We start from the raw sequence: 14,426 nt of genomic DNA, 5'->3' as shown, positions 1-14,426 counted from the left end.
TTGCAGGCGCACGCGGCCTGACCGGTTCCCGGGGCGATCCGATCAGCCTCGTTGCTGCGGAAATCCATCATGGACTTGGGGCCGCCGGCGCCCACGCCGGGCGGCTTGCCACCTCCTATTCAAGGAGTGTGCCAACGCAGCAAAAGTCAGGAAATTGCTTGGAATCAGCTATTTAGATTTGTGTGCGGCGCATGAAGTGGATTAGTATTCATGCTGCTTGGGGCAGCATCGGCCCAAAAATTAGGCTTCGAATCGCCACGACTAATTTTTAAGCAACGCTAGCGAGCGCGCCGGGCGACGTCGAATGAGGCCAGATAGCCGGGGACATCGCGAGGGTCGAAGGCAGGACCGGCAAAGGCGCCGAACGCGACGCTCGCTTCGTCCGTAGCTAGCCCGCCCCGCCCCACGGCAGCGTCATAGAGATCGGGGCGGAATACTTCCATGGCCGTCACGAGGGCGTCCGGGCTGAGCGCGGTCTGCCCCCAGCGCACCATCTGGGCATAGAGCCAGGCCGCCTGCGCCGGATCGGGCCGCCCTGCCCCTTCGCGCCCGACCAGAAGGTAGCGATTGCTTTCGCGCAGCGTGCCGTCGGGCGAGATTTTCAGACGCCCATCAAGGCTGCGCTGAATTACTGTGGCATCGACCCCGATCCGCTCCGGCCGCGCCAGGATGCGCGCTGCCTCGGCCCGGTTCTCCGGATGCTCGATGAACGCGGCGCCCTTCACGGCGGCGCGCACGAGCGCGGCAATGGTTTCGGAGTTCTTGTCGGCCCAGGCCTGGCGGACCGCCAGCACCTTCTCCGCCGCGCGCAGCAGGATGTCGGAGACGAAATGCAGGATATGGCCGATGCCGAGATCGACGGCGACCGAGTTCCAGGGCGCGCCGACACAGAACGCATCGACGTGGCCGTTGGCGAGGCTGTCGACCATGTAGGGCGGCGGCAACACCACCAGACGCACATCCTCGTCGGGATCGACGCCGGCCGCCGCCATCCAGAACCGAAGCTGGTAATTGTGGGTCGAGAACGGAAAGGTCATGCCGAAGGTCAGGGGCTCGGCGCCGGCCTGGCGGCGCTTTGCCACCACCCGCGCCAGCGCTTTCGCCGTCACAAGCGGATCGAAGCGATCGCCGTCGATCTCCGCCATCAGCGCGGCGTAAAGCGCCGGCGAGACCGTGATCGCGTTGCCGTTGATGCCGAGGTTGAAGGGCGCGGCGATCGGCACCTTAACGTGGCCGAGCCCGAGCGAGGATGCGATCGCGACCGGCGCGAGCAGATGCGCGGCGTCGAACAGGCCGATATTGAGCTTGTCGCGGACGTTGGACCAGGACACCTCGCGCACCAGTTCGATCTCGAGCCCTTCGGCGGCGGCAAACCCCTTGTCGACGGCGACGATCAGCGCGGCGGCATCGACCAGCGGGATGAACCCTATGCGGAGGGTAGCGGTCATTTCAGCATCTCCGATGCGGTGATGATCGACTGGGCGATCTCGCCGATCTTCTTTTTCTCGCGCATGGCGGTGGAGCGCAGCAGCACATAGGCCTCGTCCTCGGTGAGGCCCTTGACCTTCATCAGGATACCCTTTGCGCGTTCGATGATCTTGCGGTCCTCGAGCTGCGACTTGGTTCGCTCCAGCTCTTCCTGGAGTTTCGCAAACGCGTTGAAGCGCGACACGCAGAGATCGAGGATCGGCTTGATGCGCTCCTTCTTCAGTCCGTCGACGATGTAGGCGGACACGCCTGCCTCGACGGAGGCCTGGATCGAGGCAGAATCGCTCTGGTCGACGAACATCGCGATCGGCCGCCGCACCGCGCGGCTGACCTGGAACATCTGTTCCAGGACGTCGCGGCTGGGGTTTTCCAGGTCGATCAGGATGATGTCGGGGTCGACCGCATAGATGCGCGCGAGCAGGCTCTGCATCTCGCGGATATGGACCACCTCGGTGAAGCCCGCCTCCCGCAAGCCGTCCTCAAGGATCGCGGCCCGGATCGGGCTCTCGTCGACAATCACAATTTTCGGCGACTGTTCGGCGCTCATCGCTCAACTCACCCACCCCAGACTCGCATCCATAGCACGCCCGGGCCCCATGCAAAGGGTTGTAATTGTGAGAAATTAGGACTAGCTGCAGGCCGTCAATCAGGCAGATTCAGGTATGGATCAGACGGCTGCGCCCAAGGTCAGCTTCGTGTCGCTCGGGTGCTCCTCAAGCTATGTATAACTTTTTGAGGCTCGCCCCCTCAGAAAAAGCCGCCCGAAGGCAGCTGTCATCTGGACTATCAATTCATCAATTTGGGCGTGTACTCGTTAAGGCGAGACTTTGGTTTCTGGATGCAAAGCGGAACTCACGTGATCCATCGGAGCCCTACCTGTCGTGACCCGAACATCTGGCCTTATGCTCTCACGGAATCTTCGCGCTAACGATCATCTTATCGAGAAGTGGCACGGCAGCCAGCACCGCCGTCTCGTTGAGGCCGGAGACCGCTAGCCGCACGACGTAGGAATTGCCGTCCTTGTCGAGATCGGCGTAATGCGCGATTACTTCGATCGGCTGGTCCTTCAGGGACGGATTGTCGTAGCGGTTGATGATGACCTTCGGGTTGACCGAGGGAAGCGTGGTGATCTTGGCATTCTTGCCGGATGTCGTCGTCCAATCCCGATCGCTGTCTGCGACCCATTGAATCAACTCGGTCCGATCCTTGTTGTAGCGGCCTTCCGCATACATGATTACTTCGGCTTTACCGAATCTCTTCCCGTTGGGCACGAACATCGAGGCGCCGTACTTGAGACTCGCGGCCTCGTCCCTCACCCACCCATCCGGTACCGTCACGCGTGGCCTGTATTCCGGACACAATCGCTCTGGCCGATCGCAGACATGGATGATCTTGTCGACTTCAGCCCGCGCCGGAAACATCGCGCCACAGGAAACGGTAACGAAAGCCATGCCGAAGATGAAACGGCGCATCACAGTGAAACTCCGTGGAATCAAGCAAGAATCAGAATAACAACTAAAACGTGCACGTTCGAGCAACTCATCTCGGCTCCACTCGCTCGATCGGAACGAGCTTCCACCGTCAGGGGCCCTCGGTCAGTCCATACCTCCCTAGCTACTGGCCGATCGCATATATGCGCGAGTACTGCTTTAGCATCGCGCCGCGCACGTTAGTTATTGAATTTCACCATCGGATCAATTAGTTGGATCGCATATCCGAACAATTCAGATGCAGGTTCCAGGCGAGTACATGGAAAGAGCGCCGCGTATTTCATTCACATCACTCGGTTGCCCCAAGGCATTGGTGGATTCCGAGCGCATCATCACGCGGCTGCGTGCCGAGGGCTACGAGCTCGCGCGCAAGCATGACGGGGCCGACGTCGTCATCGTCAACACCTGCGGCTTCCTCGATAGCGCCAAACAGGAATCGCTCTCGGCGATCGGCGAGGCCATGGCCGAGAACGGCAAGGTGATCGTGACCGGCTGCATGGGCGCCGAGCCCGAGCAGATCGAACAGGCCTATCCCGGCGTGCTCTCGATCACGGGACCGCAGCAGTACGAGAGCGTGCTCGATGCCGTGCACCGCGCGCTGCCGCCGGCGCACAATCCGCATCTCGACCTGGTGCCGCCGCAGGGCATCAAGCTGACGCCGCGCCACTACGCGTACTTGAAGATCTCCGAGGGTTGCAACAACCGCTGCACGTTCTGCATCATTCCGAAGCTGCGCGGCGACCTCGTCTCGCGTCCAGCCAATGACGTGCTGCGCGAAGCCGAGCGACTGGTCGGCGCCGGCGTCAAGGAGCTGCTGGTCATCTCGCAGGACACCTCGGCCTACGGCGTCGACCTGAAATATGCCGAGAGCCCGTGGAAGGATCGCGCGGTGCGCGCCAGATTCCTCGACCTTGCGCGCGAGCTCGGCGAGCTCGGCGCCTGGGTCCGGCTGCAATATGTCTATCCCTACCCGCATGTCGACGAGGTCATCGCGCTGATGACCGAGGGCAAGGTGCTGCCCTATCTCGATATCCCCTTCCAGCATGCGAGCCCGGAGGTGCTGAAGGCGATGAAGCGCCCGGCGGCGCAGGACAAGACGCTGGCGCGGATCAAGCGCTGGCGCGAGGAATGCCCGGATCTCGCCCTGCGCTCGACCTTCATCGTCGGCTTCCCCGGCGAGACCGATTCCGATTTCGCCTATCTGCTCGACTGGCTGGATGAGGCCGAGATCGATCGCCTCGGCTGCTTCAAATACGAACCGGTCGCGGGCGCCACGTCGAATGCGCTTCCCGGCGCCGTGCCGGATGAGGTGAAGCAGGAGCGCTACAACGCGCTGATGGCGCGGCAGCAGAAGATTTCAGCGCGACGGCTGAAGCGCAAGGTCGGCACCCGTCAGCAGGTGATCATCGACGAGGTCGGTCCGACCGTCGCAAAAGCCCGCTCGAAGGCCGATGCGCCGGAGATCGACGGCGCGGTCTATCTCTCGAGCCGCCGGCCATTGCGGGTCGGCGAGATCGTCACCGCGAAGATTGAGCGTGCGGACGAATACGATCTGCACGGCAGCGTCGCGGGGTTCTGACCTCGCGCCGTCAGATCAGCCATTTCGGCACCCAGCGCTCCGGCCGCGGCGCCCGGGCAAGATCCGCCTTGGCTTCGGACAGTTTTGCGGGCTCGCCGTCGATCATCGGATGCACGTCATATTCGAAGCTCGGCATGACGCGGCCGTCGGCATAGAGCCCGAAGTTCATCGCGTACCAGAGCCCGAGTTCGGGCTGCGCCCGCCGCATCTCCTCGCGCAAGTCCCGTAGCAGGGATTCGATCGACGCGGCCTCCTCGAACGGCTGCGGCCCGCGTGACAGAACCCGCGCCTGATATTGCGCGCCGACGATCGCGACCTCAAAGCGCGTCTTGTCCCAGGCATTCTTGCCCTTTGGCAGATGCGCGGCAAGCCGCCAGCCGAGTTCGGCCATCAGCCTGTGATTGGCCCAATAGTCCTCGCGATCCCGGCTCCATCTTTCCACGAATCCGCGAAAATCCGGCAGCTCCGACGACGGCTCCTCGCACGCCGGTTGCTCGCCGGGCACACGCCCGGCCAGCCATCGCGCGAGCTCGATGGTCTGGCATTCGACTTCGTCATCCGGCAGCAAATCGTGCCAGGCGTTTTCAAAGGCCTTCGACGTCAAGCGCTCCAGCAGGCCGTCGAGCGACGGCGCGAGGACCGCGTAGTCGCCCTCCGAACCGAGCCCGACGATCGGCGGATTGTCCCGGTCGAGACCGGCGCCATACCAGCCGCCGACGGCCGAGCCGTCCGGCAAGCGCATGAACAGCGCGAACCGATCGCGCAACGGACTGCCGTCGAAGATCGGCGCCTGGTCGGAAAACTGGCCCTGCAGCGAGAAGCAGCCGACGCTGCCCCAAGGGCGTCCCTTGAGCCAGCTGGCAAAATCGAGCAGCAGAGGCGGCGCCTCGATGCCCGGCGGAAAAGCGCCGCGGATGCTCTCGAGGTCGATCGGATAAGGCGTATTGGACAAGGCTAAAACTGTCTGGTTGGTCCCGCGCCCCTTTTGGTCTGATTCGGTGCACTTTCGGTTCGAACCAAACCGCGTCCCTCGATCACAAACGCGCTAGAGGCATGATGGTTTCTGGTGGCAGTCGATGAAATGCGATGAAACGACCGGTATCGGGCACAAGCTGTACGCGATCGGCGTCGTATTGATCCTGCTCGCAGTTTCCGCCCCCGCTTCCGCACGATCCCCATCAGCCCTACAGGCACGCCAATGGTGCTTCGACACCGAGAGCGTCGACGACGACCAGCGCATCATCGGCTGCTCGGCCGTGCTGCTGGCCGATCCATCGAATGCGCTGGCACTCGCCAACCGAGGCGAAATGTTTCGGCGCAAGGGCGAAGCAGAGCGGGCCGTGGCCGATCTCAACCGCTCCATCGATATCGACCCCAGGGATGCCGACGCCTGGTACAATCGCGGCATTGCCTATGACGATCTCGGTGATCGCGACCATGCCATCGCCGACTATACCAGCGCGATCCGTCTCAAGCCCGATGACGCGCTCTACTACAACAACCGCGGCAACTCCTACAGCGGCAAGAACGACTACGAACATGCGCTTGCCGACTACGATCAGGCCCTCAGGCTCGACCCGAAATTCGCGCTCGCCTATTTCAATCGCGGCACGGCCTATCGCGAACACGGCGAAGCAGATCGCGCGCTGGCCGATCTCGACATGTCGATCAAGCTCGATCCAAGCTATGGCCCGGCTTACGGCAACCGTGCGCGCATCTTCCGCGACCGGGGCGAGCGCACGCGCGCGCTGGCCGATTTCGACAAATCGCTTCAGCTCATCTCGAACTACGACCGCGACGCCTATGCGCGCGCAGACATATATTTCGACGAGCACGAATATGCACGCGCGCTGGAAGACTACGACCGCGCGATCAAGGCAGATGCGAGTCATGCGGGCTTGTTCAATGCACGCTGCATGACGCACGCGATCCTCGGCCACCTCCAGGAGGCCCTTGCCGATTGCGAGCAGTCGCTGCGAATGCGCCCGAACGATGCCTACACGCTCGACAGCCGCGCCCTCACCTTCCTCAAGCTCGGCAATCTCGATGCCGCCATCATGGACTATGATGCGGCACTGAGCGCTCAGCCGCAGCTCGACAGCGCTCTGTACGGCCGCGGGCTTGCGAAGCGGAAGAAGGGCGATGCTGACGGCGCGGAGCGCGACATCGCCGCTGCGAAGGCGATCAATGCCGGCATTGTGGATACCTTCGCGCACTACGGCGTCGAGTAACTCTCTACCGCCGCGTCGTTAGATCGCGCGCGGCTGCAAGAGAAGCGAGATGTGAAACTATAGTGCATTCACGCATCAGTCACGGACTCGGCCTATGCCTGCCGCGCTTTTCAACGCGAGCGAGGTTTGATGATGAGCCGTGTTTCGAACATGCTGCGCACGCAGCGCTTCGACGATTACCGCTACTACCACCAGAGCACCGTCAATCAGACGCTGCACCTGATCAGCGCCGTGATCTTCCTCGGCTGCTACGCGCTGCTGTTCAAAGACCCCGCACTCGCGGGCCTCGTCGGCTGGCTCGCGATGCTGACGCGGCAGACCGGACACTTCTTCTTCGAGCCCAACGGCTATGACGCCGTCAACGACGTCAGCAACGAATACAAGGAAGCGGTCAAGGTCGGCTACAACCAGACCCGCAAGATCATCCTGCTGCTGGTCTGGGGCAGCACGCCGCTCGTGCTCTACGTGGTCCCGACGCTTTTCGGCCTGTTCGATCCGCCCGCCGGCCGGCTCGACTTCATCCGCCACGTCGGCGCGGTCTGGCTCGCGATCGGCATCGGCGGCGGTCTTTTCCGCATGATCCAGCTCTTCCTGACGCGCGACGTCACGACCGGGCTGGTGTGGGTCTTCAAGGTGCTGACCGATCCCTTCCACAACATCGCGCTGTACTGGAAATCCCCGCTCAAGCTTCTGCGCGGCGAGCTGATCGACACGTCGATCGCCGATGCGGATTGGAGCGAGGAGGACGCCGAAGAGGCCACGCATCTGACCTGATCGATGCACGCTGGGCGGGTGCTCTGCAAAACGCCCGCTTGACAAGCCCCGCCATTCGGCTGTATGGCCGCGCCCCATGATCAACTCTCGGACCCACCGCCGCGCAGCTTTCCGTCGTCGCACCCGCGACGATGATGGGTTGCGCCATGTCCGACGACGCCGCTGAAGCACTAACATCAGCAGAGTTTTCGAGAAGGCCGCACCCGCAAAGTGCGGCCTTCTTGCTTTTCGCGCGCCTTTTTCACCCGCCTCCAGAGGAGTTCGACATGACCACCGCCACCCATCCGTATGACGCGCTGATGGACATCACAGCACGGCCCAAGGCCGTGTTCGTCCGCGGCGCGGGCTCCTACCTCTGGGACGACAGTCGCAAGCGCTATCTCGATTTCGTCCAGGGCTGGGCCGTCAACAGCCTCGGCCATTCGCCGCCCGCGATCGCCGACGCCCTTGCCGCGCAGGCCAAGCGGCTCCTGACGCCGAGCCCGGCCTTCTACAACGAGCCCAGCCTCAAGCTCGCGAAAGCGCTGGTTAAGAACAGCGCTTTCGACCAGGTGTTCTTCGCCAATTCCGGCGCGGAGGCCAATGAAGGCGCGATCAAGCTCGCGCGCAAATATGGCGGCCTGCACAAGGGCGGCGCGTTCGAAATCATCAGCTTCGAAGGCGGCTTTCACGGCCGCACGCTGGCGACGATGTCGGCCTCGGGCAAGAAGGCGTTCGAACCGTTGTTCGAACCGAAGGTCGCCGGCTTCAAGAAGGCGAAGCTGAACGACATCGCCTCGGTCGAAGCGCTGATCAACGACAACACCGTCGCGGTGATGCTCGAGCCGATCCAGGGCGAGTCCGGCGTGTGGCAGGCGACCGATCAGTTCCTGCAAGAGCTGCGCGCGCTCACTGCGGCGCACGGCCTGCTCCTGATCTTCGACGAGATCCAGACCGGCATGGGTCGGACCGGAAGGCTCTTCCACTATGAGCATGCCGGGATCGCGCCGGACATCATGACGCTCGGCAAGGGCATCGGCGGCGGCGTGCCGCTCGCGGCGCTGCTTGCGACCGAGCGCGCGTCGTGCTTCGCGCACGGCGACCAGGGCGGCACGTTCAACGGCAACCCGATCATGTGCGCCGCGGGGCTCGCCGTGCTGGAGCAGGTCAGCAAGCCGGACTTCCTGAAGGCGGTCGCTGAAACTGGCCTATTGCTCGAGAGCGAGCTTCAGAAGATCTCGGCCCGGCACGGCCTTGGCGGCGTGCGCGGCCGTGGCCTCCTTCTGGCGCTCGACCTCAAGCTGCCGATCGCGCCCAGCATCGTCGCCCAGGCGTTCGAAGCCGGCGTGCTTCTGAACGCGCCGCAGGTCGACGCACTGCGCTTCATGCCGGCGCTGAACGTCACGCGGCAGGAGATCGCCGAGATGATCGATTGTCTCGACGGAATTCTCACCAAGGCCGGCGCGGCACGGCGGGTGGCGTAAGCGCCCCGCATGCTCCGCCATGGCCGGGCTTTGTCCCGGCCATGCACGCTTGACGCGCAGCACGGAGAACGTGGATGCCCGGGACAATCCCGGGCATGGCGTCACTTCGGGACTGCGCTTACGGCTTCAAGATCGAGGCGCCCGTCGTGGCGCGGCTTTCGAGATCGATATGCGCCTTCGCCGCGTCCTTCAGCGCGTAGGCGTGGTTGATCGGCACGTGCAGCTTGCCGCTGATGACGGCGGCAAACAGCGTGTCGGCGCCTTCCAGGAGCTCGGAGCGCTTGCCGATGTAGTCGTTGAGCTTCGGCCGGGTCGCAAACAGCGAGCCGTGATTGTTGAGCTCGGCGATCGCGAAGGGCGGCACTGGCCCTGAGGCATTGCCGAACGAGACGAACATGCCGCGCGGCTTCAGGCAGGACAGCGAGCCTGGGAACGTCGCCTTGCCGACGCCGTCATAGACGACGTCGCAGCCTTCGTTGCGGCTGATCTGCTTCACGCGCGCGACGAAATCCTCCTCGTTGTAGAGGATGACGTGGTCGCAGCCATTGGCTTCCGCGAGCTCGGCCTTGGCGCGCGAGCCGACCGTGCCGATCACATGTGCTCCCATCGCCTGCGCCCATTGGCAGGCCAGCAGGCCGATGCCGCCCGCGGCGGCGTGGATCAGCACGCGATGATGCGGTTCGACCTTGAAGGTCTTGTGCAGGAGGTACCAGACCGTCAGCCCCTTGAGCATCAGCACGGCGCCCTGCTCGTAGGTGATGTGGTCCGGCAGCTTGACCAGCCGCTCCCAGGGGATGTTGCGCTCGCCGGCATAGGCGCCGAGATTGTAGTAGTAGGCGACGCGGTCGCCGGGATGGAAATGCGTCACGCCGGGTCCGACCGCGACGACCTCGCCCGCGGCCTCGTTGCCGGCGATGAAGGGAAGTCCCGGCGCCTTGTAGAGCCCGGTGCGATAATAGACGTCGATGAAGTTCAGCCCGACCGCGTGCTGGCGGATACGCACCTCGCCGGGGCCCGGCGCCGGCACGTCGATGCTCTCATAGACCAGGGCTTCGGGACCTCCGACCTTGTGCACCCGGACCGCTTTGGTCATCGCTTGGCCTCCCTCGCTTCCCTCCCGCTTCGCAAGCGAAAGGCATCGCGCCTGCCTTGTCAACTCGACGCCGGATGGAACAACTTAAGCGTTAACGGCCGGCCTTCTTGCGATTACGCTTTGCCAGCACGTTGAAGAACTCGACCGCAGCCGAGAACGCAATCGCAAAATAGATGTAACCGCGCGGAATGTGAAACTGGAATCCATCCGCCACCAGCGCAACGCCGATCAGCACCAGGAAGGCCAGCGCCAGCATCTTGGTGGTCGGATGCTCGGCGACGAACCGCGCCACCGGTCCCGACGAAATGTACATGATGAGGCAGGCGATCACGACGGCCGCGATCATGATCTCGATGTCCTGCGCCATGCCGATCGCGGTGATGATCGAGTCCAGCGAGAACACCATGTCGATGACGATGATCTGGGCGATCGCCCAGAAGAAGGCGTTGCCGCCGGACGCCCCCTCACCGCCCGCCTCGTCGGCCTCGACCTCGCCGTGGATCTCGTGCGTGGCTTTGGCGATCAGGAACAGGCCGCCGCCGACCAGGATGATGTCGCGCCAAGAGAATGCGTTGCCCTTCATGGTGAAGACCGGCTCGGTCAGGCCGATCAGCCAGACCAGCGCGCTGAGCAGGATGATGCGGAATACCAGCGCCAGCCCCAGTCCGATCTGGCGCGCGCGGTTGGCCTGCTTTTCCGGAATGCGCGAGACGATGACGGAAATGAAGATGACGTTGTCGATCCCGAGCACAATCTCGAGCGAAGTCAGGGTCAGCAGCGCGGCCCAGGCTTCGGGGCTTGTCAACAGATGCATCATGCGAAGGATTTGACGAGCCGGATCAGCGCGTCGCTGAAGGTGATCCAGAGCGCGATCGCGCACAGCGCAATGGTGGCGACGGGGCCGACGCGGAAATCCATTTCCAGCGTGTAGAGGCCGAGCAGCGCCCAGATCGCGATCAGCGACAGCGTCAGCCAGCGCAGCCGCACGACGCGGACCGGATGCAGCACGTGGAAGGGAATGAATGTCAACACGACCAGCGCCGCGACTAGCAGCGTCGACAGCACCGGCGGCCAGTGCAGCAGGAACAGGTAGAACGCCGCGGCGTTCCACAGCGCCGGAAAGCCGCGGAAATGGTTGTCATCGGCCTTCATGCGCAAATCAGCAAAATAGAGTGCGCTGGTGACGATGATCGCGATCCCCAGCAGCGGCGCGGCAACCGGCAGCAGGAGGCCGCTGGCGACGATCGCATAGGCCGGCACGAACACGTAGGTGACGAAGTCGACCACGAGATCGAGCACGTCGCCCGACCAGTTCGGCTGCACGTTCTTGACGTCGAGCCTTCGCGCGATCGGCCCGTCGATCGCGTCGACGATCAGCGCGACGCCCAGCCACTGAAACATCGCCGCCCAATGCTCGCGCACGGCCTCCAGCATCGCCAGCAGCGCGAGCGCTCCGCCGAATGCGGTGAAGACGTGCACCGAGAACGCCGCGGCGCGGATCACCGGCGTGGGCTTCAGGGAATCCTCTTGGCTGTCCATGGCTTCTGCTATCAGAATGAGACCGGTTTGCACATCCGCCATTGCGGCGCAGGGCCGTTCAATTCGTCACAAAATCAGGCAAAATAAGCGGACTTGAATTTGCCGCGGGGCATGTCATTTGTCCCTTCATGACAGATGCATCGGTCTCTTTTGACGCGGCCGTTATCGGCGGCGGACCGGCAGGCCTCGCGGCGGCGATCGCGCTGGCTGAAGCCGGCGTGCGTACCGCGCTGGTAGCGCGGCGCACCCCCTATGCCGACAACCGCACGACCGCGCTGCTCGGCGCCTCCGTCGATCTCCTGGAGAGCCTCGGCGTCTGGTCCCGCTGCAAGGACAAGGCGGCCGCGCTCGAGGTCATGCGTCTCGTCGATGACACCGGCCGGCTGATCCGCGCCCCGGAGGTCCGGTTCTCCTGTCACGAAATCGCCCTGGAGGCCTTCGGCTACAACATCGACAACCGCTCGCTGATGCTGGCGCTGGAAGAACGCGCGGCCGAATTGCCCGAGCTTGTCCGTTTCGACGACGACGCCGAGAGCGTGGTTATCGAGGCCGACGATGTCGCCATCCGCACAGCCTCCGGACGCTTTTTGACGGCGCGCCTCGTGGTCGGCGCCGACGGCCGGCATTCGCTCTGCCGTGAGGCAGCCGGCATTGCGGTTACGCGGCGCGATCTGACCCAGACCGCGCTGACCTTCAACGTCGCCCATGCGCGGCCACATCGGAACGTCTCGACCGAGTTCCACACCCCGCACGGGCCTTGCGTGTTCGTGCCCCTGCCCGGCAACCGCTCCAGCATAGTCTGGGTCTCGGCCCCCAAGGAGGCCGAACGGCTTCGCGCCCTGTCCGACGACGAACTGTCCGCCGCGATCGAGAAGCAGTCGCATTCCATCCTGGGACAGATGACAGTCGAGCTCGGCCGCAACCTGTTCCCGCTGGCAATCGAGCGGCCAAGGTCCTTTGCCCGCGACCGCATCGCACTGGTCGGCGAAGCCGCGCATGTGGTGCCCCCGATCGGCGCCCAGGGCCTCAACCTTGGTCTTCGGGACGCCGCCGACATCGCCAAGGTCGCGGGTGACGCGATCGCGGCCGGCCGCGATCCCGGCGCTCCTGAGGTGCTGGCGCGCTACGACTGGGCGCGGCGTCCGGACATCCTAAGCCGGACCTTCGCAATCGACATTGCCAACCGCTCGCTGCTCAACGACTTCCTGCCGCTCCAGCCGGTCCGTGCCTTGGGCATGCACCTGCTCGGCGCCATCGGCCCGTTGCGGCGCTTCGCCATGCGCGAAGGGCTGACGCCCACCTGGCGGCGGTAATCTGGCGGCTCACGGAAACGCCAGCCGCCCGGTCTGGATGAACCACATCACGCTGGTCAGCGTGACCACGGATGCGAAGGTCCCGAGCAGCACCGCGACCGAAGCGGATTCGATCCAGGCGTCGTTCTGGCGCGCGATGACGAACACGTTCAGCGCCGGCGGCAGCGAGGCCATCAGCACGGCAGTCGCGGCCCACGGCTGCGCGAACGGACCGAAGGCCAGCATCAGGGCCAACGAAGCGAGCGGATGGATAAGGAGCTTGACCGCAATCACGCCCGGCACCTCCCAGGGCACGCGGTCGAACGGCCGTAACGCCACCGTCACGCCGAGCACGAACAGCGCAGTCGGAGCCGCGGCGTTCTGGAGGAAGGTGATGGTGCGATCGAGCGCTACCGGCAGCTCGAGATGGAGCGCCGCGACAGCCGCGCCGAAGCAGGCCGACATGATCAGCGGGTTGAGCACGATCTGCTTCAGGACAACGCCGAAGGCGTGCACCAGCGAGGGATGATCGCGGTCGGAGAGCTCGATCAGCAGCGGCACGATCGTGAACAGGAAGATGCTGTCGCAGCAGAAGATCAGCGCGGTCGGCGCCGCCGCCTTCGGCCCGAGCACGGCAAGCGCCAGCCCCGGTCCCATATAACCGATATTGCCGTAGCCGCCGGACAGCCCGGCCAGCGTCGCCTCGCGCAGCGACAGCCGGCCGAGAACCTTGCCGACGACGAGTGCAATGGTGAACGCCGCAACGGTCGACAGCGTTGTCGCAACCAGGAATGGCGGGTTGTTCAGCTCCGAGAACGGCGTCTTCGACATGATCGCGAAGAGCAGCGCTGGCAACGACACGTAGAGCAGGAAGAAGTTCATCCAGGCCAGCCCCGATTCCGGCAGGGACTTGGCCTTGCCGCAGGCAAAACCGACGAAGATCAGGCCGAAATAAGGTAGGGCCAGATTGAGGATATCGACCATTGATGAAGTGTTTTCTGAAGGCTTGGGGGCTATCTGCCCCTTACCGGCGGGTTAATTCCGGATCAGGGCACTAGCATCGGCCACAATCCTGGTCTATCGACGAAGGATGATTAAAGCGCGGACCGCGAAATTTCAGATCGGACAGGTCGTGCGCCACCGGATCTTTTCGTTCCGGGGCGTGATCTTCGACATCGATCCGGAATTCAACAACACCGAGGAGTGGTGGCTGTCGATCCCCGAGGAGGTCCGGCCCCACAAGGACCAGCCGTTCTATCACCTGCTCGCTGAGAACGCGGAGTCGGAATACGTCGCCTATGTCTCGGAGCAGAATCTCCTGCCCGATGATTCCGGCGAGCCGATCCGCCATTCGCAGGTCGCCGAGATCTTCGTGAAGGACAAGGGCGGCGGCTACCGGCCGCGCAACCCGTCGCTGAACTGATTTTCGCCTCGGCAAGCGGACCAACAAAAACAAACGAACCAGCAAAAAAGGCGC

General features: G+C 63.8%; 14 protein-coding genes. 6 read left to right on the top strand and 8 right to left on the bottom strand.

Annotated elements, in window-relative coordinates:
- Positions 1-278: 278 nt before the first annotated feature.
- The 3 genes from K289_RS0107325 to K289_RS0107315 form a co-directional block, all read right to left on the bottom strand.
- Positions 279-1,448: a CmpA/NrtA family ABC transporter substrate-binding protein gene (locus K289_RS0107325; RefSeq protein ID WP_027550905.1), complete on the bottom strand. Its 1,170-nt coding sequence runs from the start codon at positions 1,446-1,448 to the stop codon at positions 279-281.
- Entirely contained in the window at positions 1,445-2,035 is a 591-nt protein-coding gene (locus K289_RS0107320) for an ANTAR domain-containing response regulator (protein ID WP_027550904.1), read from the bottom strand. Before K289_RS0107320 ends, K289_RS0107325 begins: the two co-directional genes overlap by 4 nt.
- 361 nt (positions 2,036-2,396) lie before the next feature.
- Positions 2,397-2,960, bottom strand: a complete 564-nt coding sequence (locus tag K289_RS0107315; protein WP_027550903.1) for a hypothetical protein — start codon at positions 2,958-2,960, stop codon at positions 2,397-2,399.
- Between the two features lie 277 nt (positions 2,961-3,237).
- Between K289_RS0107315 and rimO the strand changes: the two genes are divergently transcribed.
- Positions 3,238-4,557, top strand: a complete 1,320-nt coding sequence (rimO, locus tag K289_RS0107310; RefSeq protein ID WP_027550902.1) for a 30S ribosomal protein S12 methylthiotransferase RimO — start codon at positions 3,238-3,240, stop codon at positions 4,555-4,557.
- 10 nt (positions 4,558-4,567) lie between these two features.
- Here the strand turns inward: rimO and K289_RS0107305 are convergent, their stop codons facing one another.
- Positions 4,568-5,509, bottom strand: coding sequence for a hypothetical protein (locus K289_RS0107305; RefSeq protein ID WP_027550901.1), 942 nt, complete (start codon positions 5,507-5,509; stop codon positions 4,568-4,570).
- A 124-nt stretch (positions 5,510-5,633) separates the two neighbouring features.
- Between K289_RS0107305 and K289_RS0107300 the strand changes: the two genes are divergently transcribed.
- The 3 genes from K289_RS0107300 (at position 5,634) to K289_RS0107290 (ending at position 9,025) form a co-directional block, all read left to right on the top strand.
- Entirely contained in the window at positions 5,634-6,788 is a 1,155-nt protein-coding gene (locus K289_RS0107300; RefSeq protein ID WP_027550900.1) for a tetratricopeptide repeat protein, read from the top strand.
- A 132-nt stretch (positions 6,789-6,920) separates the two neighbouring features.
- Complete coding sequence (locus K289_RS0107295; RefSeq protein WP_027550899.1) at positions 6,921-7,562, top strand: hypothetical protein; 642 nt, start codon at positions 6,921-6,923, stop codon at positions 7,560-7,562.
- A 266-nt stretch (positions 7,563-7,828) separates the two neighbouring features.
- Complete coding sequence (locus tag K289_RS0107290) at positions 7,829-9,025, top strand: acetylornithine transaminase (RefSeq protein WP_027550898.1); 1,197 nt, start codon at positions 7,829-7,831, stop codon at positions 9,023-9,025.
- 118 nt (positions 9,026-9,143) lie between these two features.
- On the opposite strand, the gene K289_RS0107285 is transcribed toward K289_RS0107290, so the two are convergent.
- From K289_RS0107285 to pcsA, 3 genes are all read right to left on the bottom strand, one after another.
- Entirely contained in the window at positions 9,144-10,118 is a 975-nt protein-coding gene (locus K289_RS0107285; protein WP_027550897.1) for a quinone oxidoreductase, read from the bottom strand.
- 91 nt (positions 10,119-10,209) lie between these two features.
- Complete coding sequence (locus tag K289_RS0107280; RefSeq protein WP_027550896.1) at positions 10,210-10,935, bottom strand: TerC family protein; 726 nt, start codon at positions 10,933-10,935, stop codon at positions 10,210-10,212.
- Positions 10,932-11,699: a phosphatidylcholine synthase gene (gene pcsA, locus K289_RS0107275; protein WP_035684061.1), complete on the bottom strand. Its 768-nt coding sequence runs from the start codon at positions 11,697-11,699 to the stop codon at positions 10,932-10,934. The genes K289_RS0107280 and pcsA overlap by 4 nt, the downstream gene beginning before the upstream one ends.
- A gap of 86 nt (positions 11,700-11,785) precedes the next feature.
- Here pcsA and K289_RS0107270 point away from each other — a divergent pair, with 86 nt between their 5' ends.
- The gene (locus tag K289_RS0107270) at positions 11,786-12,970 is read left to right on the top strand and encodes a UbiH/UbiF family hydroxylase (RefSeq protein WP_027550894.1); all 1,185 of its coding nucleotides are present in this window, start codon (positions 11,786-11,788) and stop codon (positions 12,968-12,970) included.
- A gap of 9 nt (positions 12,971-12,979) precedes the next feature.
- Here the strand turns inward: K289_RS0107270 and K289_RS0107265 are convergent, their stop codons facing one another.
- Positions 12,980-13,933 (bottom strand): AEC family transporter, encoded by a 954-nt coding sequence (locus K289_RS0107265; protein WP_027550893.1) that lies wholly within the window; start codon positions 13,931-13,933, stop codon positions 12,980-12,982.
- A gap of 106 nt (positions 13,934-14,039) precedes the next feature.
- On the opposite strand from K289_RS0107265, the gene hspQ reads away from it, so the two are divergent.
- Positions 14,040-14,372, top strand: a complete 333-nt coding sequence (hspQ, locus tag K289_RS0107260) for a heat shock protein HspQ (RefSeq protein ID WP_027550892.1) — start codon at positions 14,040-14,042, stop codon at positions 14,370-14,372.
- Positions 14,373-14,426: the final 54 nt, after the last annotated feature.

The sequence above is a fragment of the Bradyrhizobium sp. Cp5.3 genome (assembly GCF_000426265.1).
In the GTDB taxonomy this organism is placed as follows: Bacteria; Pseudomonadota; Alphaproteobacteria; order Rhizobiales; family Xanthobacteraceae; genus Bradyrhizobium; species Bradyrhizobium neotropicale.
Note: the sequence above shows the minus strand (reverse complement) of the source record. Positions and strands in the feature narration are given on the sequence as shown.